Here is a 19,481-nt window from a genome sequence, read left to right on the forward strand (position 1 = left end):
ATCACCTGTTGCCCCGGTACGGCATGTGAACGGTTCCTGGGAAAAACCTCACCCGGGGTTCCGTACGGGCGGGAGGCGTCGTACGGTAGGCCGCAAGTGACCCACGGGAGCCCGGTGCGGACCGGGCTGAGAGGGGGGCTGGGAGCCCCCGACCGTCGAACCTGATCCGGGTAATGCCGGCGCAGGGAGGAGCGTTGCCGTGCTGTCCCTGGGACGACTGCATCTCATCACCGACACCCGGCCGGGGCGTGACCCGCTCGCCGTGCTGCGCGCCGCCCTGCCCGTGGCGGGCGCCGAACTCGTCGTGCAGGTGCGCGTGGAGGACGACGCCACCGACCGCGAGGCGTACGAGCTGGCGTGCCGGGTGACCGAGGCGTGCCGGCCGTACGGGGCACAGTGCCTGGTCAACGACCGGCTGCACGTGGCGCTCGCGGTGGACGCCGCCGGGGGCCACGTCGGCGCGGACGATCTGCCGGTCGCAGCCGCGCGCCGGGTGCTCGGCCCGGACGCGGTGCTCGGCGCGACCGCCCGGGAGCCGGTGGGCGCCCGCGCGGCCGTGGATGCGGGCGCGAGCTACCTGGGCGTGGGCCCGTGCCACGTCACCACCACCAAGTCCGGCCTGCCGGACCCGATCGGCCCCGAGGGGTTACGCGCGGTCGCCGAGGCGGTCAGCGTCCCGGTGATCGCGATCGGTGGGGTGACGGCCGCGAGCGTGCCGGCGCTGCGGGCCGCCGGGGCGTACGGGGTGGCGGTGGTCGGCGCGCTCAGCCTGGCTGCCGATCCCGCGCACGCCACCGCCGAGCTGCTGCGGGCGCTGACGTGTTAAAAGGGGGCCCTTCCTCTACCGGAGGCGTTAACAGGGGGCCCTTCCTTACCGACGTGGCGGTGGTGGGCGCCGGGCCGGTGGGACTCGCGATCGCGTGGCGGTGCGCGCAGCGCGGACTGCGCGTGGTGGTGCACGACGACCGGCCCGGGTCGGGCGCCTCGTCGGTGGCCGCCGGGATGCTGTCGCCGGTCGCGGAGGCGTACTTCGGTGAGCACGAACTCACAGCGCTTCTCGTCGGGTCCGCCGCCCGCTGGCCCGGTTTCGCGGCCGAACTGGCCGGGGCGAGCGGCGTCGACCTCGGGTACCGCACCGAGGGCACGCTCGTCGTCGGGCTCACCGCCGACGACCTGGCCGAGGCGGGGCGGCTGTGGTCGTACCAACGGGGTCTGGGACTGCCGATCACGCCGCTGCGGCCCTCGGAGCTGCGCGACCGCGAGCCGGCGCTGGCACCGCGCGTGCGCGGCGGCGCGGTGGCCCCCGGCGACCACCAAGTGGATCCGCGACGGCTGGTCGCCGCGTTGCGCACTGCTGCGGAACGCGTCGGCGTGGAGCTGCGCCCGGCCCGCGTCGGCGCGCTGTCCGAGGTGGACGCCCGGGTCACTGTGGTCGCGGCCGGCTGCGGCGCGGCGAGCCTGACCGGCCTGCCGGTCCGGCCGGTCAAGGGCCAGGTGCTGCGGCTGCGCGCGCCGGGTGGCGGTCCGCCGGGCTTCCGGCACGTGATCCGGGGGTACGCGGACAGCGAGCCGGTCTACCTGGTGCCCCGGGACAGCGGTGAGGTCGTGGTCGGGGCGACTGTGGAGGAGCGCGCGGACACCGAGGTCACCGCCGGTGGCGTGCTGACACTGCTGCGCGCCGCCGCCGAGCTGGTGCCGGAACTCGTCGAGTACGAGCTGGTGGAGGCCGTTGCCGGGCTGCGCCCCGGTACGCCCGACAACGCGCCGATCATCGGGCCGCTCCCCGGGCAGTCGGGCGTGCTCGCGGCGACCGGGCACCACAGGCACGGCATCGTGCTCACCCCGGTCACCGCCGACCTGGTCACCGAGCTGATCGTCACCGGCGAGCCGGATCCCGCGCTCGCCCCCTTCACCCCGGACCGCTTCGGGAAGGAGCGCACGTGGAACTGATCGTCAACGGCACCGGCCGGACGCTGCCCGAGGGCGTCACCGTCGCCGAGGTGGTCCGCACCGTCACCGACCGGGAGCGCGGGCTCGCCGTAGCGGTCAACGGCGAGGTGGTGCCACGCGGCGGCTGGTCGGCGAGCGTGCTGCGCGACGGCGACCGGGTCGAGGTACTCAGCGCCACCCAGGGCGGGTGAACGGATGTCCACACTGGAGATCGGCGGGGTCGCGTTCGGCTCGCGGCTCATCCTCGGCACCGGCGGCGCGGCCAACCTGCACGTGCTGGAGCAGGCGATCCGCGCCTCCGGCACCGAGCTGGTGACGTTGGCGCTGCGCCGGGTGGACACCACGCCCGGCGGCTCGGGCGGCCTGCTCGACCTGGTGGAGCGGTGCGGCGTACGGCTGCTGCCGAACACGGCCGGCTGCCGCACCGCCGTGGAGGCGGTGAAGACGGCGCACCTGGCCCGGGAGGCGTTCGACACGGACTGGGTGAAGCTGGAGGTGATCGGCGACGAGCGCACGCTCCTGCCCGACGGGGTGGAGCTGCTGCGCGCCGCCGAGGAACTGGTGGCCGACGGGTTCACAGTGCTGCCGTACACCTCGGACGATCCCGTGCTGGCCCGGCGGCTGGCCGACGTGGGCTGCGCGGCGGTGATGCCGGCCGGGTCGCCGATCGGCTCCGGGCTGGGCATCGGCAACCCGCACCACATCCGGCTGATCCGGGCGGCTGTGGACGTGCCGGTGGTGCTGGACGCGGGCATCGGCACCGCCTCCGACGCGGCCCTGGCGATGGAGCTGGGCTGCGACGCGGTGCTGCTGGCCAGTGCCGTGACCCGGGCCGCCGACCCGGTGGCGATGGCCACGGCCATGCGGTACGCGGTCGAGGCCGGGCACCTGGCGTACGGCGCGGGCCGCATCACCCGTCGCTTCCACGCCTTGCCGTCCACCCCCGACGAGGGACGGCCGGACCTGTGACCGCTCTACGCGTTGCGGATCCTGGTACGGAGGCGCCCGTGGAGGGGCGGCCGCGTACCAAGATCTACACCGGCCCGACCGGGGTCGTGCTGCTCACCGATCGGCGGGTCGCCAAGAGGGCGCTCGTCGACGTGGTCGCGGGGGCCGTCGGCGGGGGAGTGCGCTGGGTGGTGCTGCGGGAGAAGGACCTGCCCCGCGCCGAACGCCTCGCGCTCGCCGTCGAGCTGCGCGCGATCCTCGCCGAGGCGGGCGGCACGCTCGTCGTGGCCGGACCCGATCCGCTCGACGGGGACGCGGTGCACCTGCCCGCCGCCGGCCCGTACCCGCCGCCCGCAGTCGGATTGGTCGGCCGGTCCTGTCACGACACCGCCGAGCTGGCCCGGCTCACCACCGAGCACTACGCCACGCTGTCCCCGGTCTACGAGACAAGAACAAAGCCCGGCTACGGCCCACCCCTGCAACCCGACGGACTGCGCGAGCTGATCGCGGTGACCAAGGTGCCCGTGCTGGCACTAGGCGGCATCGAAACCACAGCCCAGGTCACCGCATGCGTAGAGGCAGGCGCAACAGGAGTAGCAGTCCTGGGAGCCATCATGCGCGCCCAGGAGCCGCGAGAAACCGCCACCACGCTGGGCAGAGCTTTCGAGGAGGCGGCCACCCGTGTGGCGCGCACCCACCCCGCGCGATCCGACCAAGGCCCGCACGCGACAGGGCTGCGGCCGACCGTGCCCACGGAGGGATCAAGCCTGACCGCCCGGAGTGGGCACGGTCGGCCGCAGCCCTCAACCGCAACCACCGGTGAAGGAAACCAGTGACGCCGAAAACAGTTCTCAGCATCGCCGGCTCCGACTCCGGAGCAGGAGCGGGCATCCAGGCCGACCTCAAGACGTTCGCCGCGCTCGGGGCGTACGGCACCACAGTGCTCACCGCCGTCACCGCGCAGAGCACCCGGGGCGTGGACGCCGTCCTGCCCCTGCCGCCGCAGACAGTGCGCGACCAGATGGACAGCGTCCTCGGCGACTTCGACGTGCGCGCCGTGAAGACCGGCATGCTCGGCACCCCGGCGGTCGCCGACGCGGTGGCCGAGGCCGCCCGGGCCGGGCGGCTGCCGCACCTGGTCGTCGACCCGGTACTGGTCGCCACGAGCGGGCACCGGCTCGGCGTGGTGGAGGCGGTCGAGCGGCTGCTGCCGTACGCGGAGGTGGCGACACCGAACTGCGCGGAGGCCGCGGCCCTTACCGGAGGCCCGGTGGGCACCGTCGAGGAGATGGTCGCGGCGGCGGAGGCGCTGGCGGCGCGCGGCCCGGCGTTCGTGGTGGTGACCGGCGGCGACGTGGACGCCGACGGCGAGTCGGTGGACGTGCTCGCCGGCGGCGGGACGACCCGCCTGCTGCGCGCGCCCCGGGTGGACACCCGGCACAACCACGGCACCGGCTGTTCGTTCTCGGCCGCCGTCGCGGTCCGGCTCGCCGCGGGCGACGCGGTGCCGGTCGCGGTGGCGGCCGCCAAGGAGTACGTCACCCGCGCGCTGACCGGCGCGCGGACCTGGGAGCTGGGCGCGGGACGCGGCCCGCTGGACCACTTCGGCTGGTCCGCATGAGCGACAGGGAGGCTGTCATGCAGGCACGTCGCAAGGTGTACGTGGAAGGGTCACGCCCGGACGTCCGGGTGCCGTTCGCCGAGGTGACGCTGACCGGGGACAACCCGCCGGTACGGCTCTACGACACCTCCGGTCCCGGCTCCGACCCGGAGGTGGGGCTGCCCGCGCTGCGTGGTCAGTGGATCGCCGAGCGCGGCGACGTGGCCCCGGTACGCGGCGCCGGCACGCCGCTGGCGGGTGTGGAGGGGAAGCGGCCGACGCAGCTCGCGTACGCCCGGGCCGGGATCGTCACTCCGGAGATGGAGTTCGTGGCGGTCCGGGAGTCGGTGGCGCCGGAGTTCGTCCGGGACGAGATCGCGGCCGGGCGGGCCGTGCTGCCGCTCAACGTCAACCACCCCGAGTGCGAGCCGGCCATCATCGGCAAGGCGTTCCTGGTGAAGGTCAACGCCAACATCGGCACCTCGGCTGTCACCTCGTCGGTGGCCGAGGAGGTGGAGAAGCTGACCTGGGCCACCCGGTGGGGCGCGGACACCGTGATGGACCTGTCCACCGGCAAGCGCATCCACGAGACCCGCGAGGCGATCGTGCGGAACGCGCCGGTGCCGATCGGCACGGTGCCGATCTACCAGGCGCTGGAGAAGGTCGGCGGCGACCCGGTGAAGCTGAGCTGGGAGGTGTTCCGCGAGACCGTCATCGAGCAGGCGGAGCAGGGCGTCGACTACATGACCGTGCACGCCGGGGTACTGCTGCCGTACGTGCCGCTGGCGGTGGACCGGATCACCGGGATCGTGTCGCGGGGCGGCTCGATCATGGCGGCCTGGTGCCTGGCGCACCACGAGGAGAACTTCCTCTACACGAACTTCCGGGAGCTGTGTTCGCTGCTCGCGAAGTACGACGTCACGTTCTCCCTCGGTGACGGCCTGCGCCCCGGTTCCATCGCGGACGCCAACGACGAGGCGCAGTTCGCCGAGCTGCGCACGCTCGGTGAGCTGACGAAGGTCGCCTGGGAGTACGACGTCCAGGTGATGATCGAAGGCCCCGGGCATGTGCCAATGCACAAGATCAAGGAGAACGTGGACCTCCAGCAGGAGTGGTGCCACGAGGCGCCGTTCTACACGCTCGGCCCGCTGACCACCGACGTCGCGCCCGCGTACGACCACATCACCTCCGCGATCGGCGCGGCGATGATCGGCATGTTCGGCACCGCGATGCTCTGCTACGTCACCCCGAAGGAGCACCTCGGGCTGCCCGACCGCGACGACGTGAAGGCGGGCGTGATCGCGTACAAGATCGCCGCGCACGCGGCCGACCTGGCCAAGGGGCACCCCGGCGCGCAGGCGTGGGACGACGCGCTGTCCAAGGCCCGGTTCGAGTTCCGCTGGGAGGACCAGTTCAACCTGGCGCTGGACCCGGAGACCGCGCGGGCGTACCACGACGCGACGCTGCCCGCCGAGCCCGCCAAGACCGCGCACTTCTGCTCGATGTGCGGGCCGAAGTTCTGCTCCATGAAGATCACCCAGGAGTTGAAGGACTACGCGGCGCGGGGCATGCGCGGCAAGTCGGAGGAGTTCGTCGCCTCCGGGTCACGGGTCTACCTGCCGCTGGCGTGAGCGAGGCCCGGGGCGGGTCGCTTCCGGCCCGCCCCGGGCCGCGTTCACTCGCGGTGGTGCCGCCCGGTACGCAGCGAGCGGGCGTCGTCGGCGTTGTCGTCCGAGGCGAGACCGGCGACCCAGTCCACGTACTCGTCGTCGGCCTCGGCACCCGGCTCGGCCGTCCGGTCGGCCGGCTCCGGGTCGCCCTTGGCCCGGTTGCGCCGGAACAGGCCGCGCCGGGTCTTCGGCTTCCCGCCGGACGCGTCGGCGTCGTCCGGTCCGGCGTGCCGCCCGCGCCGGGAGTCCGCCTCCGTCTCCGCGGCGGCGGCCTCGGGCAGCGCGGCACCCGCCTCGCCCGGTGCGGCGGTCGCCGCCTCGGGCCGGGCGACAGGTCTCCCCGCCTCCGGCCGGGCGAGCGGCCCCGCCGGGCGGGCGTTCGTGGCGAGCGCGTCCCATCCGGTGCTCGCGCCCGGCTCGGGCAGGCCACGGTGGCGGGGGCGCGGCGCCGGCTCGGCCGGGGCGGACGCCTCCGCGTCGTCCCGGGCCGGTGCGTCCGGTTCGGTGGTGGCGCGGTGCGGGCGGGCCGCCGGGGTGATCGGCCAGGCCGGGCGTACCTCGCCGGGCGCTCCGGTGACGTCCTCGAACATCGGGAACCGGGGCCGGGACGACGGGGTCGGCGCCGGGTCGTCGAAGAAGAAATTGCGTCCGGGACGTCCGGTCGGTGCGACATCCCCCGTGGGGGCATCGGTGCGGGGAGCCGGGCTGCTCGACGTCGTCAGCGGGGCGTCGGCCGGGCTGCTCGGCATCGTCGACCTGGCGTCGGCCTGCTCGATCGGCGTCGTCGGCGCGGCGTCGGCCGGGCCGGAGCCGGGGGAGGCCGGGCCGGTGGCACGCGGTCCGGCCTTCGGGGCGCGGGGGCGCCGGGAGCGGGTGGAGCGGCCCGTGGCGCCGGTGTCTCCGGTGGCCTCGGCCGGTGGCGCGGCGGGGGTGCCGCTGTCCGCGTCGGCCGTGACCGGTCCGGCGAGCGCGCCACTGTCAGTACGCGGGCCGGGAACGTGGCCCTCGGCGGTGCCGCCGGTGGCCGGTGACGTGGCTTCCGAGGTGGTGCCCGCAGCGGCGCTCGGGGAGGCGGCATCCGCTGGGCGGGGTGCTGTGGCGTCGGCGGGTGCCGTCGATCCGTCGGTGGTGCCGCTGGACCGGCTGGCGCGGGTACGGCGCGGCCGGGTCACCCGTGGCGTGGTCGCCGCCGCTTCCTGGGGCGGTTCCGGTGCGGCATCGTCCGTGCCGGCTGCCGAGCCGGTGCCCGAGGCGGCCTCGCTGTCCGCCGGGATGCCGGTCGCCTGCCCGGACGTTGCATCGGCAGGTTCGGCACCGGCAACGGCCCGGTCGGCGGTTCCTGCGCGGTCCGTGGTGACCGCCTCGCCGGTGCCGCCCGCGTGGGCGGTGCCCATGTCCGTGCCCGGAACCGTGCCCATGTCCGTGCCTGGACCCGCGACCGGGACCGGGTCGGGGCGGCCCGCGGCGAGGACGTCGATGGCCGAGGTCCGGCGCCCCGGGGGCAGCAGACCCGGCATGGGCTGGCCGTGGCCCGTGTCGGCGACGGCCGGGCGCTCACCCGCCGGCCGTTCCGCAACGGCCGGCTGATCGACGGCGGGCAGATCCGCGAGGGCCGGCCGGCCGGCGGCGGGAAGATCGGTACCGGCCGGAGCCGTCGCCGTGGCCGAGCCGCCGGGCTCCGGCCAGTTCCAGTGCGCCGGCGCGGCGGCGCCGCTCGTCACCGGAGGCGCGGGCGGGGCGGCCGGGGCGCCCGGAGTGGACGAGTGCGGCAGCGGCGCGAGGATGTCGGTGGCCTCGACGGCGTCGGGGTCACCGGTGGCGGTGACCGGCCGGGGCAGCACTGTGGTGGCGGTCGAGCCGAGCGCACCGGCGATCACGGCGATCAGCGCGCCGTAGTAGGGCGCGACCTGGTAGCGGTCGGTCGCCGAGCCGGGACCGGCGGTCAGGTAGGCGAACGCGACGAGCACCGGGCCGGCCGCCCCGGCCGCGCCGCCCACCAGCGGCGGCCATCCGGCCCGGCGGGCGAGCACGCCGACCGCCCCGCCGGCCAGCAGCGTGAGCACCGGCAGCAGCAGCATGGACAGGCGTTGCGCCGCCTCCGGATCCAGCCAGGAGGGTTCGAGGACGCCGAGCCGTACCGTGGCCAGCGGCCGGCTGGACACGATCGTGGGCGCGACGGAGAGCAGCGCCATCAGCCAGACGATCCCGGCGGTGATCGCCACGCCCCAGCCGAACGGCGGCTTGAGCAGGACGGCGATCGCGGCGCCCGCTCCGACCACCGCGCCGAGGGCGGCGCAGATACCTGCGGCCCAGACCGGGTCGACGGATCCGCCCAGCTCGGCCGCGCGGGCCGGTTGCATGCACAGCGGGGCGACCACCGTCGCGCCCAGCGCGCTGACGCCGGCGATGGAGAGCAGTTCGGTGGTGCCGCCGGGACTGTCGTCGTGGCGGGCGAAGCGCTCGGTGAGGACGGCTCCGGCGACCGTGGCGACAGCGGCGAACCAGCCCACCCAGACGAGCTGGGCGGGCCACCGGTTGACCGAGACGTCCACGAACGCGCCGTCGAGGCGTACGACTCCGAAGCCGTACGCGATCCCCAACTGGCCGGCCCCGGCCAGCACGCTCACCCCGAGCGCCGTGAGCAGCAGCCTGCCCCACGTCCGAAAGGCCATGTCGGGCACGTTACGGCCCGGTGCCCCCGATCGCCACCTTGCCGCCGCGCGGCGCGGCGAACCTGCCGGTGCGGCTACTTCAGCTCGACCAGGCGCGCGAGGTAGGTGGTGTCGCCGACGTTGGTGAGCATGTGCACCGCGCCCGGGTCGCGGTAGACCACGCCGCCGGTCGGCTCGTCGGCGTCGATGGTGGTGCCGTCGATCGTCTGCACCACGTTCTTGGCGCCCTGGATCGCCACCACCAGGTACGGGTGGTCGTGGCGGTGCAGCGGCTGCCGCTCACCCGGCTCCAGCCGGATGTGCCAGACGCGTACGCGGTCGTTCTCGTACACGATCTCCTGGCCCACCGGGCCGAGTTCGAGGTCGGCGGAGAGTTCGGTCATCGTGGTCCGTCCAGTCGGGGGAGCACCTCGGCGGCGATGAGCTCCACGTGGTCGAGATCGTCGAAGTCGATCAGGCGCAGGTGCACCCGGGTGGCCCCGATCGCGGCGAACTCGCCGATCCGGTCGACCAGCTGGGCGGGGGAGCCGACCACCGGGTCCTCCGGCGGCAGCGCGCTCGTGACGTGCAGCGGCGCGGCCCGGCGCTGCGCCTCGGCGTCGGTGCGTCCGATCGCCACCACGATGCCGGCGGAGAGCGTCAGGGGCGCGCGGCCGGAGGCGTCCCGCCCGGCGCGGTCGCACGCCTCCCGCACCCGCTCGTACGCGGCGGCGGTCTCGGCCACGCTCTTGAACGGCATGTTGAACTCGTCGGCGTAGCGGGCGGCCAGCTCGGGGGTGCGCTTCGGTCCCCGGCCGCCGACGATCACCGGCGGGCCGGGCTGCTGCACCGGCTTGGGCAGCGCGGGCGCGTCGACCAGCCGGTAGTGCTCACCGGTGAAGCTGTACGTCTCGTCGGACGGGGTGCGCCACAGCCCGGTGACGATCTCCAACTGCTCGGCGAGCCGGTCGAAGCGCTCACTGACCGGCGGGAACGGGATGCCGTACGCGGTGTGCTCGCGCTCGTACCATCCGGCGCCGATGCCCAGCTCGACCCGGCCGCCGCTCATCCGGTCGACCTGGGCGACCATGACGGCGAGCGGCCCGGGGAGCCGGAACGTGGCGGACGTGACGAGCGTGCCGAGCCGGATCCGGGAGGTCTCCCGGGCCAGCGCGGCGAGCGTCAGCCAGGCGTCGGTGGGGCCGGGCAGCGCCGGCTCGTCCCCCATGGCCCGGTAGTGGTCGGCCCGGAAGAAGCCCTCGAAGCCGGTCTCCTCGACCAGCCGGGCGAACCGGAGCTGGTCGTCGTAGTCCGCACCGCGGTGGGGTTCGGTGAACACCGAGACCCGCATGGTCACCGGCCTCCCACGGGTACGCCGGGGGCGTCCCGCTCCATCAGCAGTTCGTGCAGCTCGGCACTGATCCGCGCGACGTCTTCCAGGTGTTCGTGGCGGCCCAGCGTGCGCGGCCGGGGGACGTTCACCTCGACCACCTCGCGGATGCGGCCGGGGCGCGGGCTGAGCACGACTACCCGGTCGGCGAGCAGCACCGCCTCGTCGATCGAGTGGGTGACGAAGACGATCGTCGCCTTCGTCTCCATGTGCACCCGCTGGAGTTCGCCGGAGAGTTCCTCGCGGGTGAGCGCGTCGAGCGCGGAGAACGGCTCGTCCATGAGCATCACCCGGGGCGAGCCGATCAGCGACCGGCACAGCGACACGCGCTGCTGCATGCCGCCGGACAGCTCGTGCGGGAGGCGCTTCTCGAAGCCGCCCAGCCCGGCCATCTCCAGCAACTGGCGGGCCCGGTCGCGGTGCTCGGCGCGGCGCCAGCCGAAGATCTCCACCGGCAGCAGCACGTTGTCCAGCACCGAGCGCCAGGGCAGCAGCGCCGGACGCTGGAACAGCATCGCCACGTCGCGGCGAGGCTTCGTGATCGGCGTACCGCCCACGGTGATCTCACCGCCGGTGACCGGCAGCAGGCCGGCGATCATGCGCAGCAGCGTGGACTTGCCGCAGCCGGAGCGGCCGAGGACGGCGACGAACTCGCCTTCGGCGACGTCGAGGTCGATGCCGCGCAACGCCTCCACCCGCCCCGAACGGCCGTCGAAGGTGCGGGACACCCCGGACAGTCGGATCATCTTCCGCCGGCTCCCTTCCACGTCGTCCCAAACGCGAGCCGGGCTAGCGTAGCGGACCGTGCTTATAGCACCGTCCGGGGTGGACGTCAGTCCGCTTTCCGTCACGCAACTTCGTTTCCGTTCCGCAACCGGGACGGCGTCGGCAGGTCATCTGGCTTCTCGTACGCTGTTGCGCGCGAAGAGTCCCCTCACGACGGTCCAGTCGGCCGAACCCACCTGCCGACCCCGTCGGACCCACGACCCGACCGGCGAAGAAGTCCTGGTCGGAAAGGACATGGTGCACTGATGAGAAGGCTGACCCGTACGGTCGCCGCCGCGGCTATGGCCACCGCCCTCGCCCTGGTGGGCGGCTGCAGCAGCGACTCGGAGAAGTCCGAGAGCGGCGGCGGCAACGGCGCGGCGCTGGAGAAGGTGACGTACCTCACCTCGTTCGGCAACTTCGGGCGTGACTCCTACGCCTGGGTGGCGAAGGACAAGGGCTTCTTCAAGGAGGCCGGTTTCGACGTCGACATCAAGCCCGGTCAGGGCACCGGCTCCGTGATCCAGACCATCACCGGCGGCCAGGCCGACTTCGGCCCGATCGACCTGACCGGCGGCATCCTTCAGCTCGGCAACGGCCAGGCGAAGGACTTCGTGGCGGTGGCCGCGATCCAGCAGCGCACCATGGCCGCCATCGTCACGGTCGAGGGCAAGAACATCGCCACGCCGAAGGACCTCGAGGGCAAGAAGCTCGCGGACACCCCGACGTCCGTCGTGCGCAACCTCTTCCCGACGTACGCCCGGCTCGCCGGCATCGACGGCAGCAAGGTGACCTGGGTCAACGGTGAGGCGCAGGGCCTGATCGGCATGCTCGGCTCGGGCTCGGTGGACGGCATCGGCCAGTTCGTCGTCGGCCAGCCGACGGTGGAGACGGTGACCAAGAAGAAGCCGGTCGTCCTGCCGTACAGCAACGTGATGCAGGACCTCTACGGCAACGCGCTGATCACCTCGTCGAAGATCGCCAAGGAGAAGCCGGAGATGGTGAAGAAGTTCACCGCCGCGCTGCTCAAGGGCCTGGAGTACTCGCTGGCCAACCCGGACGAGGCGGGCGAGATCCTGAAGAAGAACGTGCCGGCCGCCGTCCCGGCTGCGGCGTCCGCCGAGCTTCAGCTGATGGCCGCGTACGTCCGGTCGAGCAACTCCGGCACCGCGATCGGCACGCTGGACAGCGGCCGGGTCGCCAAGAGCATCGCGCTGCTCCAGGGCGCCGGTGCGCTGAAGCAGAACCTGACCCCCGACCAGATCATCGACTTCAACCTCGCGCCGAAGGCCTGACCGGTCCGCTCGGGCCAACGGGGGTGCGACCCGCCGGACACCCCGGTGGGGCGCACCCCCTTCCCGTGCCGGTCACACCGACCGGCGCAGAGAGGAGGACACGTTGACACAGTCGACCGAGGCCCGGCCGGAGGCGCCGCCGCGCCCGGCGGTCCGGCGCGGGATGGCCGTACGCCCGGCGGCGGTCGGATTGCCGGCGCTGGGACTGGTGATCGCGGTGGCGGCCTGGTGGCTGGTCACCTCGGGCCTGAGCCTGGTGCACCCGGCCGCGCTGCCCCCGCCGCAGGCGGTGGGGAAGTCCCTCGCCGGCACCACCGAGGTGCTGCTGCCCGCGCTGGGCATCACCACCTGGATGACAGTGTTCGGCTTCCTGCTCTCGTCGGCGGCCGGGGTGCTGATCGGGATGGCGCTGGCCGCCTCCCGCCGGGTGGAGCGGATGTTCGCGCCGCTGCTGGTGGCGGTGAACGCGGTCCCGAAGATCGCGTTCGGGCCGCTGCTCGTGGTCGCGGTGGGCTGGGGGCAGAAACCCATCCTGACCATGGTGTTCCTGCTCTGCTTCTTCCCGATCGTGCTCTCCACCGCCACCGGTCTGACCACCACCCCGGCGGACCTGGCGGAGCTGGGCCGGTCGCTCAACGCCTCGTGGTGGCAGTCGTTCCGCAAGGTGCGCTTCCCGGCGGCGCTGCCGCAGATCTTCGTGGGGCTCAAGGTGGCCATGCCGCTGGCCGCGATCGGCGCGGTGATCGGGGAGTTCTACTCCGACCGTCCGGGTCTGGGTTACCAGATCCTCCAGTACAACGGCGTCGGTGACACCGCGACCGCCTGGGCTGCGATCGTGCTGGTGGCGCTGATGAGCATCGTGCTCTACGCCGTCCTGAGCCTGGTCGAGCGGCTGGCCCTGCCCTGGGTGCGGGCCACCACCTCAGCCCGCTAGCCACTGACCCGAGAACCCGACGTCGACCGAGAATCCAGAAGGAAAACCTCAACCCACGGATGGCGGCCGACCACGACAGGCGTGGCCCCACCGCAACCGGCGCAGGGATCAAGCCTGACCGCCCGGAGCCGGTTGCGGTGGGGCCACGCCCCCAACAGTGACTAACCAGCGAGCCGCCAACGACCACCACGAGCCACCAGCGTCGTCAACGCCTGCGGCATCAACCCGGAGTGGTTGTCCGGCGTCATCCGGATCGGCCCGGACAGCCCGTCGAGCTGCGAGGTCTCCAGCACGTCACGCAGCGCGTCCCGGTCGACCTTGCCCGGCTCGCCGCCGGCCTGCTGCTCGGCGTCGGCGATCAGCTGGACCGCGTCCGCCGCGAACGAGGAGAAGCCGTTGTAGCCGCCGAACCGGGCGGTGTAGTCCTGGAACCACTGCCGGCGCGCGGCCTTCGCCGGGGTGGTGGCGATCACGTCGTCGATCACCATGGTCTGGGTGAAGATCAGCGTGGCCTCCTCGGTGGAGCGGGCCGACGGGCCGAGGAAGAGGTCGCCGGCGGCCGTGGCGTCGAAGAACAGCGAGCCGCGGAACTTGCTCTGCCGGGCGGTGGTGGCGGCGAGCGTCGCCTGCTCCGGCGTGGTCCACAGGACCAGGGCCTGCGGCTTGCGGGCGATCAGCTCGTTGATCTGCGTGCCGACCTCGGTGTCGGTGGCGCGCACCGACTCGTTGCCGACCAGCTTGACCGTGGTCTTGCTCAGTTCGCGGCGCAGGGCGGTGAGCCCTTCCTGGCCGTAACCCTCGGCGCTGTGCAGCAAGGCCACCTTGCGGACGCCGCGCCGGTCCAGTTCCGCGGCGAGCGCGGCGGCGCTGTCGGTGGCGTTCGGGGCGAGCTTGAAGACATATCGGCGCTCGGCCACCGGCTCGGTGACCGCGCTCGACGACGCGAGTGCGATCGTCGGAATGCGCTTCTCACCGATCGTGCGGGCCGCGCCGACGGCGCATTCGTTGCAACCGCCCATGATGACGGCGCTCACCCGTGAGTCACCGCTGAAATCATTGATGTTCCGCAAGGATTCCGCGGCGTCCGAGCGGTTGTCCTTGACCCGCAGATCGATCTTCCGGCCGCCCAGTGCGCCCGAGGCGTTCAACTGCTCGACCTTCAGTTCCAGAGCCCGTTGGTAGACCTTGCCGACCGGCGCCGAGGCGCCGGAGAGTTCCAGGTCGGCGGCGATCACGATCGGGCTGGTGTCCTGCGGTTCCCCGCCGATCCCGCAGCCGGTGAGCGTGGTGGCCAGCACGGCCGATGCGAGCGCCGCGATGCGCGCGGAGCGGATGGGGCTCAACTCAGTCCTCCAGGTGCGGCGCGGGCCGACGCCCGATCACCGCCGCTCGTCCGTCCTCAGTGGAGGAACGGGATTGGTTTGCCGTACGGTGTGCGCGAAGCCTGCAAAACCTTGCCAATGCCGGGGCCTGTGGTCAAGCCGGGCCGTCGAGTGCTGTTTCGGGACAGCCATCCCACATGCTGGGGACACGGAACATTAACTGACAATTACTGCACAGATGCGTGTGACCACTCTGGAGTGACATCCCCTGATCAGGGGGTCGGAGAAAAGAAGGTATTAGGTGATCGGATCACGGGTTGCGTCGACCGCGACCGTTTCCTGCCTCACCGCGGCTTCCCAAACAGGATCTCGTCTGATGAAATCGCGGCCGTGCCGCGCGTGGCGCTGGCCGCTGCACCAGGCACGGGTCAGCGGGTCACGCGTGGAAGAAACGACGGAGGCGATGTCGTGAGCACCGGACCTACGACCCTGCCCGGGAGCCCCAACGCCGAACAGCGGAACCGGCGCCGGCTCCTGCCCAGGCTGCGCGACGCGCGGATCCGCTCCAAGCTCGCCCTCATCCTGGTCGTTCCGGTCGCAGCTGTCATCGCGCTGGCAACTATCCGACTCATCTCGGTGGGCCAGGGCGCGTACGAGGCGGACCAGGTCCGGTCGCTGAGCGCGGTGTCGGTCGACATCGCGGCGCTCACCCAGGACCTGCACAAGGAGCGCATGGCGGCGGCGGTCTTCCTGGCCGACCCGAACCAGAAGCCGGACGCGTACAACCTGCGGGTGCGCCAGACCGACGAGCGCATCGCGGCGTACCAGGACGAGCGGGGCAAGCTCGGCGACGTGACGGGCGCGATCAGCAACCAGCTCAAGGTGATCGACGCCCATCTGTCCACGTTGAACGGCACCCGCCAGGAGGTGCTGGACCGGCTGCAGATGCCGGTGGCCGAGGCGAGCCTGCGCTACGGCATCGTGCTGGACGACCTGGTCGCGTACAGCGACGCCCTGGCCCAGCAGCCGGGCGCGGACAGCCTGGCCGACGCCCGCCGCGCGGTGGCCGCGTTCGCCCACGCCAAGGCCGAGGTGGCCGAGGAGCAGGCGGTGGCCTTCACCGCCCTCGACGGCGGAAGGATCGACGAGGAGCAGTTCTCGTCCTTCGTGGCCACGCTGACGGGTCAGCAGGAGGCGCTGCTCACCTTCTCCCGGTCCGCGACGCCGAGCCAGCGGGCCCTGGTGGACCGCACCGTCTCCGGTGACGCCGTCCAGCTCGCCGACCGGGTCGCGGGCGACATCTCCCGGTCCATCGGGCGTCAGGCGCTGGTCACCCGCGACGAGGCATCAGCCGCCATCGGCGCGGTCGACGACCTGATGCGGTGGGCCGAGATCCAGCTCCTGGACGACATGCTGGCCGACGCCGACGAGGCACGCGCCGACGTGATCCGGCAGGCGATCGTGGAGAGCCTGCTCGTGCTGCTCACGCTCGCGGTCGCGGTGACGCTCGCCGTGGTGCTCGCCCGCTCGCTCAACGACTCGCTGCGCCGGCTGCGCGAGGGCGCGCTCGCCGTGGCGAACCACGACCTGCCGGACGCGGTGAGCCGGCTCCAGAACGTCAACGCCATCGGTGACGGCGGTGTGGACGAGATCGTCCAGCAGGTACGGGATCCGATCAAGCTGAGCAACCGCGACGAGGTCGGTCAGGTGGCTGTGGCCTTCAACGTGGTCCACCGGGAGGCGGTCCGGGTCGCGGCCGAGCAGGCCGCGCTGCGGACGAGCGTCTCGGCGATGTTCCTCAACCTGGCCCGCCGCTCGCAGAGCCTGGTCGACCGGATGATCGGTGAGCTGGACGCGATCGAGCGTTCCGAGGAGGACCCGAAGCGGCTGGCGCAGCTGTTCGAGCTGGACCACCTGGCCACCCGGATGCGCCGCAACGACGAGAACCTGCTGGTGCTCGCCGGCGCCGACTCGGCCGTACCGCGTCGCGACGACGCGCTCCTGGTCGACGTGCTGCGCGCCGCGCAGTCCGAGGTCGAGCTCTACAACCGGATCGAGTTCGGCACCGTCGACACCGACATCTCGGTGGCCGCGCACGCCGTCAACGACGTCGTCCGGCTGGTCGCCGAGCTGCTCGACAACGCCACCCGGTTCTCGCCGCCGAACACCACGGTGGTGGCCGACGGCCGCCGGATCCGCGACTACGTGCTGATCCAGATCGAGGACCGCGGTCTGGGCCTCAGCGACGACCAGCTCGACTCGCTCAACCGGCGACTGGCCGCGCCGCCGACCGTCGACGTGGCCGCGTTCCGGCTGATGGGTCTGGCCGTGGTGAGCCGGCTCGCCTCCCGCTACGGGATCCGCGTCGAGCTGCGCCGCAACGTCGAGGGCGGCACAGTCGCCCAGGTCACGCTGCCGAACTCGACAGTGGTGCTGCCGGCCAACCGGGGCCAGGCCCCGCTGACCCGGCCGCGTCAGCCGCTCGCCGTCGAACAGTCGCCGCTCAGCCAGGTCGGCGCCGCCGACGCGCTGGCCGGCGCCGGGCGGGGTGCGGCCACGGCGACGCTCGCCGACCAGTGGCGCGGGGCGACCACCGCTCCGCCGTCGCGGTGGCAGACGCCCGGCGAGACGCGCGACACCACGCCCGCCGTACAGCTGGGTGGGGCGACCGGTGCGCTGCCCACCGTGGCGGCACCCGCTCCGGTGGCGGCGGCGCCCGCTACCGCGCCGGCTCCGGTCTCCGGAGCAGGCTGGTCGGCCGGGGGACCGACGGTGGCGTACCCCGCGCTCGACCCGCTGCCCAAGCGGACGCCGGGTGTCGAGACCGCGCAACCCGCGACCCAGGCCGCGCCTCCGGCCTACCAGCCGCTCGCGGCGGCGCCGGCGGTGGAGAGCACCCCGGCGACGCCGGTGGTGGCCCGGCCCGAGCAGCGGGCCGAGGCGCCGATATTCCGTGAGATGGAGGCGGTCTGGTTCCGTTCGCACGGAGAGGACGAGACCACCATCTTCACCCGTCCCACGTTCGACGAGCCGCCCGCGCCGGCACAGCCGGCGGTGGCGCCCCCAGCGGCGCCGGCGCGTCCGAAGCTGCCCACCCGTACCCCGGGGGCCCAGGCGTCGGGGCTGACCACGTCGACCGCGCCGTCCGCGTACAGCCCGCCGGAGGTGCCGTCCACGCCGCCGGCGGCCGCGACGCCGCCCCCGGCGCCACCCGCCGCCGCGCCCGCGCCCGCGCCGCCGATCGACCCGGAGGCCTGGCGTACGGCGGCCGACGAGGGCTGGTCCCGGGCCAGCCGTGCCGCGGAGCCCACCACCGGCGGCACCACCCGCTCCGGGCTGCCCAAGCGGGTGCCGCAGGCCCAGCTCGTGCCCGGCGGGATAGAGCCGAAGAGCGGCCGGGACCGCAGCCGGCGCACGCCGGACGAGGTACGCGGTCTGCTCTCCGCCTACCACCGTGGCGTCCAGCGGGGCCGTACGGCCGGCGCCGACCTGAACAGCACCTCGACCAAGGAGACGAACCGATGAACAGGCCGGCGGCCATGCAGGACATGGGGTGGCTTCTCACCAACTTCGCCGACAGCGTTGCGGGTATCGCGCACGTGGTGGCGGTGTCCGCGGACGGGCTGCTGCTCGCCTCCTCCCGGGACCTGCCCGGTGACCGGGCCGACCAGCTCGCCGCGATCACCTCCGGCGTGGTGAGCCTGACCGAGGGCGCGGCGCGGATGTTCAGCGCCGGCGGGGTGTTGCAGACCGTCATCGAGATGGACAGCGGCTACCTGTTCCTGATGTCCATCAGCGACGGATCGTCGATGGCCGTCCTCGCGGCGCGCAGCTGCGACGTCGGCCAGGTGGGTTACGAGATGGCGCTGCTGGTCGAGCGGGTCGGCCAGGCACTGGTCCCGCTGCCGAGAGACGCGGTCCGGTCCTGATCGGACCGGGGAGCTGACGACCGGAGCCGGTGCGGCTCCGAACGAGGGGAGGTGATCGCGAGATGGACCCGCGACGTGATCCACGTGGCGCGCTGGTGCGGCCGTACGCGGTCACCCGGGGCCGCACCGAGCCGTTGCAGAACATCGCGCTCGAAGCGGTGCTGTCGAGCACGCCGACGCAGTCGGCCGAGGCGCGCTTCGCCGGGCACGACAAGTACCGCATCTCCTCGGTCTGTGAGGGCCGGGCGCAGTCGCTTGCGGAAATCGCCGCTTACACCCGGATGCCGCTGGGCGTCACCCGGGTGCTGGTCGCCGACATGGTGGCCGAGGGCCTGCTGACGCTACACACTGCCGCTCCCGCGACGGGTTTCGCGGCGCGGATGAACCTGCTTGGAAGGGTGCTAAGTGGACTTCGCGAACTATGACCCCGACGGGGTGAACCGCGGCCGGGAGATCATCTCCGCGAAGATCGTGATCGCGGGTGGCTTCGGCGTGGGCAAGACGACACTTGTCGGAGCGATCTCCGAGATCCAGCCGCTGACCACCGAGGCGCTGATGACAGCGGCCGGCGTGGGCATCGACGACGCGTCGAAGGTGCCGGGCAAGGAGACCACAACGGTCGCCATGGACTTCGGCCGTATCACCATGGCCGAGGACCTGATCCTCTACCTGTTCGGCACGCCGGGCCAGACCCGCTTCTGGTTCATGTGGGACGAGATCATCCGGGGCGCGGTGGGCGCGGCGGTGCTGGTGGACACCCGCCGGATCACCGACGCGTTCGCGCCGCTGGACTACTTCGAGAACCGCAAGCTGCCGTACGTCGTGGCGTTGAACCGCTTCGGCGACGCGCCGCACTACGAGCTGGAGGAGGTCCGGGAGGCGCTCGCCATCTCCCCGGACGTGCCGATGGTCCTGTGCGACGCCCGCCAGCGGGACTCGGTCAAGCAGGTGCTGGTCACGGTGGTCGAGCACGCGATGCTCCGCCTCCAGGCCGAGCACGGCTACCCGGCCTCGGTGGGCTGACCGC

At 73.1% G+C, this 19,481-nt stretch carries 18 protein-coding genes and 1 riboswitch; of the genes, 13 read left to right on the forward strand and 5 right to left on the reverse strand.

Annotation, left to right across the window (positions count from 1 at the left end):
• The first annotated feature begins 93 nt into the window (after nt 1-93).
• A riboswitch (TPP riboswitch) is annotated at nt 94-205 on the forward strand.
• From thiE to thiC, 7 genes are all read left to right on the forward strand, one after another.
• Nucleotides 200-826, forward strand: coding sequence for a thiamine phosphate synthase (gene thiE, locus BFV98_RS22890; RefSeq protein WP_071097755.1), 627 nt, complete (start codon nt 200-202; stop codon nt 824-826). Its footprint overlaps the riboswitch before it by 6 nt.
• On the forward strand, nt 820-1,950 hold the full coding sequence (gene thiO / locus BFV98_RS22895) for a glycine oxidase ThiO (RefSeq protein ID WP_176921718.1): 1,131 nt from the start codon (nt 820-822) through the stop codon (nt 1,948-1,950). The genes thiE and thiO overlap by 7 nt, the downstream gene beginning before the upstream one ends.
• A complete protein-coding gene (gene thiS, locus BFV98_RS22900) occupies nt 1,941-2,141 on the forward strand; it encodes a sulfur carrier protein ThiS (RefSeq protein WP_013288601.1) in 201 nt (66 codons plus the stop codon). Before thiO ends, thiS begins: the two co-directional genes overlap by 10 nt.
• Nucleotides 2,142-2,145: 4 nt before the next feature.
• Nucleotides 2,146-2,919 (forward strand): thiazole synthase, encoded by a 774-nt coding sequence (locus tag BFV98_RS22905; protein ID WP_071097759.1) that lies wholly within the window; start codon nt 2,146-2,148, stop codon nt 2,917-2,919.
• A gap of 38 nt (nt 2,920-2,957) precedes the next feature.
• Nucleotides 2,958-3,734, forward strand: a complete 777-nt coding sequence (locus BFV98_RS22910; protein ID WP_071097761.1) for a thiamine phosphate synthase — start codon at nt 2,958-2,960, stop codon at nt 3,732-3,734.
• Nucleotides 3,731-4,519: a bifunctional hydroxymethylpyrimidine kinase/phosphomethylpyrimidine kinase gene (gene thiD / locus BFV98_RS22915; protein ID WP_013288598.1), complete on the forward strand. Its 789-nt coding sequence runs from the start codon at nt 3,731-3,733 to the stop codon at nt 4,517-4,519. The genes BFV98_RS22910 and thiD overlap by 4 nt, the downstream gene beginning before the upstream one ends.
• A gap of 17 nt (nt 4,520-4,536) precedes the next feature.
• On the forward strand, nt 4,537-6,129 hold the full coding sequence (gene thiC, locus BFV98_RS22920; protein WP_083395309.1) for a phosphomethylpyrimidine synthase ThiC: 1,593 nt from the start codon (nt 4,537-4,539) through the stop codon (nt 6,127-6,129).
• 44 nt (nt 6,130-6,173) lie between these two features.
• On the opposite strand, the gene BFV98_RS22925 is transcribed toward thiC, so the two are convergent.
• The 4 genes from BFV98_RS22925 to BFV98_RS22940 form a co-directional block, all read right to left on the reverse strand.
• Nucleotides 6,174-8,840 carry a hypothetical protein gene (locus tag BFV98_RS22925; RefSeq protein ID WP_071097764.1) on the reverse strand — a complete coding sequence of 889 codons (2,667 nt, stop codon included), beginning with the start codon at nt 8,838-8,840 and terminating at the stop codon, nt 6,174-6,176.
• 74 nt (nt 8,841-8,914) lie between these two features.
• Nucleotides 8,915-9,223, reverse strand: coding sequence for a cupin (locus BFV98_RS22930; protein ID WP_013288595.1), 309 nt, complete (start codon nt 9,221-9,223; stop codon nt 8,915-8,917).
• Entirely contained in the window at nt 9,220-10,170 is a 951-nt protein-coding gene (locus tag BFV98_RS22935; RefSeq protein WP_013288594.1) for an LLM class F420-dependent oxidoreductase, read from the reverse strand. Before BFV98_RS22935 ends, BFV98_RS22930 begins: the two co-directional genes overlap by 4 nt.
• 2 nt (nt 10,171-10,172) lie before the next feature.
• On the reverse strand, nt 10,173-10,955 hold the full coding sequence (locus BFV98_RS22940; RefSeq protein WP_013288593.1) for an ABC transporter ATP-binding protein: 783 nt from the start codon (nt 10,953-10,955) through the stop codon (nt 10,173-10,175).
• A 285-nt stretch (nt 10,956-11,240) separates the two neighbouring features.
• On the opposite strand from BFV98_RS22940, the gene BFV98_RS22945 reads away from it, so the two are divergent.
• Nucleotides 11,241-12,269, forward strand: coding sequence for an ABC transporter substrate-binding protein (locus BFV98_RS22945; RefSeq protein WP_013288592.1), 1,029 nt, complete (start codon nt 11,241-11,243; stop codon nt 12,267-12,269).
• A 163-nt stretch (nt 12,270-12,432) separates the two neighbouring features.
• A complete protein-coding gene (locus BFV98_RS22950; RefSeq protein ID WP_244879790.1) occupies nt 12,433-13,203 on the forward strand; it encodes an ABC transporter permease in 771 nt (256 codons plus the stop codon).
• A gap of 161 nt (nt 13,204-13,364) precedes the next feature.
• Here BFV98_RS22950 and BFV98_RS22955 read toward each other — a convergent pair whose 3' ends face one another.
• Complete coding sequence (locus BFV98_RS22955) at nt 13,365-14,546, reverse strand: ABC transporter substrate-binding protein (RefSeq protein WP_071097767.1); 1,182 nt, start codon at nt 14,544-14,546, stop codon at nt 13,365-13,367.
• Nucleotides 14,547-14,993: 447 nt separating this feature from the next.
• Here BFV98_RS22955 and BFV98_RS22960 point away from each other — a divergent pair, with 447 nt between their 5' ends.
• The 4 genes from BFV98_RS22960 to BFV98_RS22975 all read left to right on the forward strand — a co-directional run bounded on the left by BFV98_RS22960 (nt 14,994) and on the right by BFV98_RS22975 (nt 19,477).
• Complete coding sequence (locus BFV98_RS22960; RefSeq protein ID WP_071097768.1) at nt 14,994-18,050, forward strand: nitrate- and nitrite sensing domain-containing protein; 3,057 nt, start codon at nt 14,994-14,996, stop codon at nt 18,048-18,050.
• Nucleotides 18,047-18,454: a roadblock/LC7 domain-containing protein gene (locus tag BFV98_RS22965; protein WP_013288588.1), complete on the forward strand. Its 408-nt coding sequence runs from the start codon at nt 18,047-18,049 to the stop codon at nt 18,452-18,454. The genes BFV98_RS22960 and BFV98_RS22965 overlap by 4 nt, the downstream gene beginning before the upstream one ends.
• A gap of 62 nt (nt 18,455-18,516) precedes the next feature.
• On the forward strand, nt 18,517-18,879 hold the full coding sequence (locus tag BFV98_RS22970; RefSeq protein WP_013288587.1) for a DUF742 domain-containing protein: 363 nt from the start codon (nt 18,517-18,519) through the stop codon (nt 18,877-18,879).
• A complete protein-coding gene (locus BFV98_RS22975; protein WP_013288586.1) occupies nt 18,860-19,477 on the forward strand; it encodes an ATP/GTP-binding protein in 618 nt (205 codons plus the stop codon). Before BFV98_RS22970 ends, BFV98_RS22975 begins: the two co-directional genes overlap by 20 nt.
• Nucleotides 19,478-19,481 lie beyond the last annotated feature (4 nt).

Source organism: Micromonospora sp. WMMB235 (assembly GCF_001855515.1).
In the GTDB taxonomy this organism is placed as follows: domain Bacteria; phylum Actinomycetota; class Actinomycetes; order Mycobacteriales; family Micromonosporaceae; genus Micromonospora; species Micromonospora aurantiaca.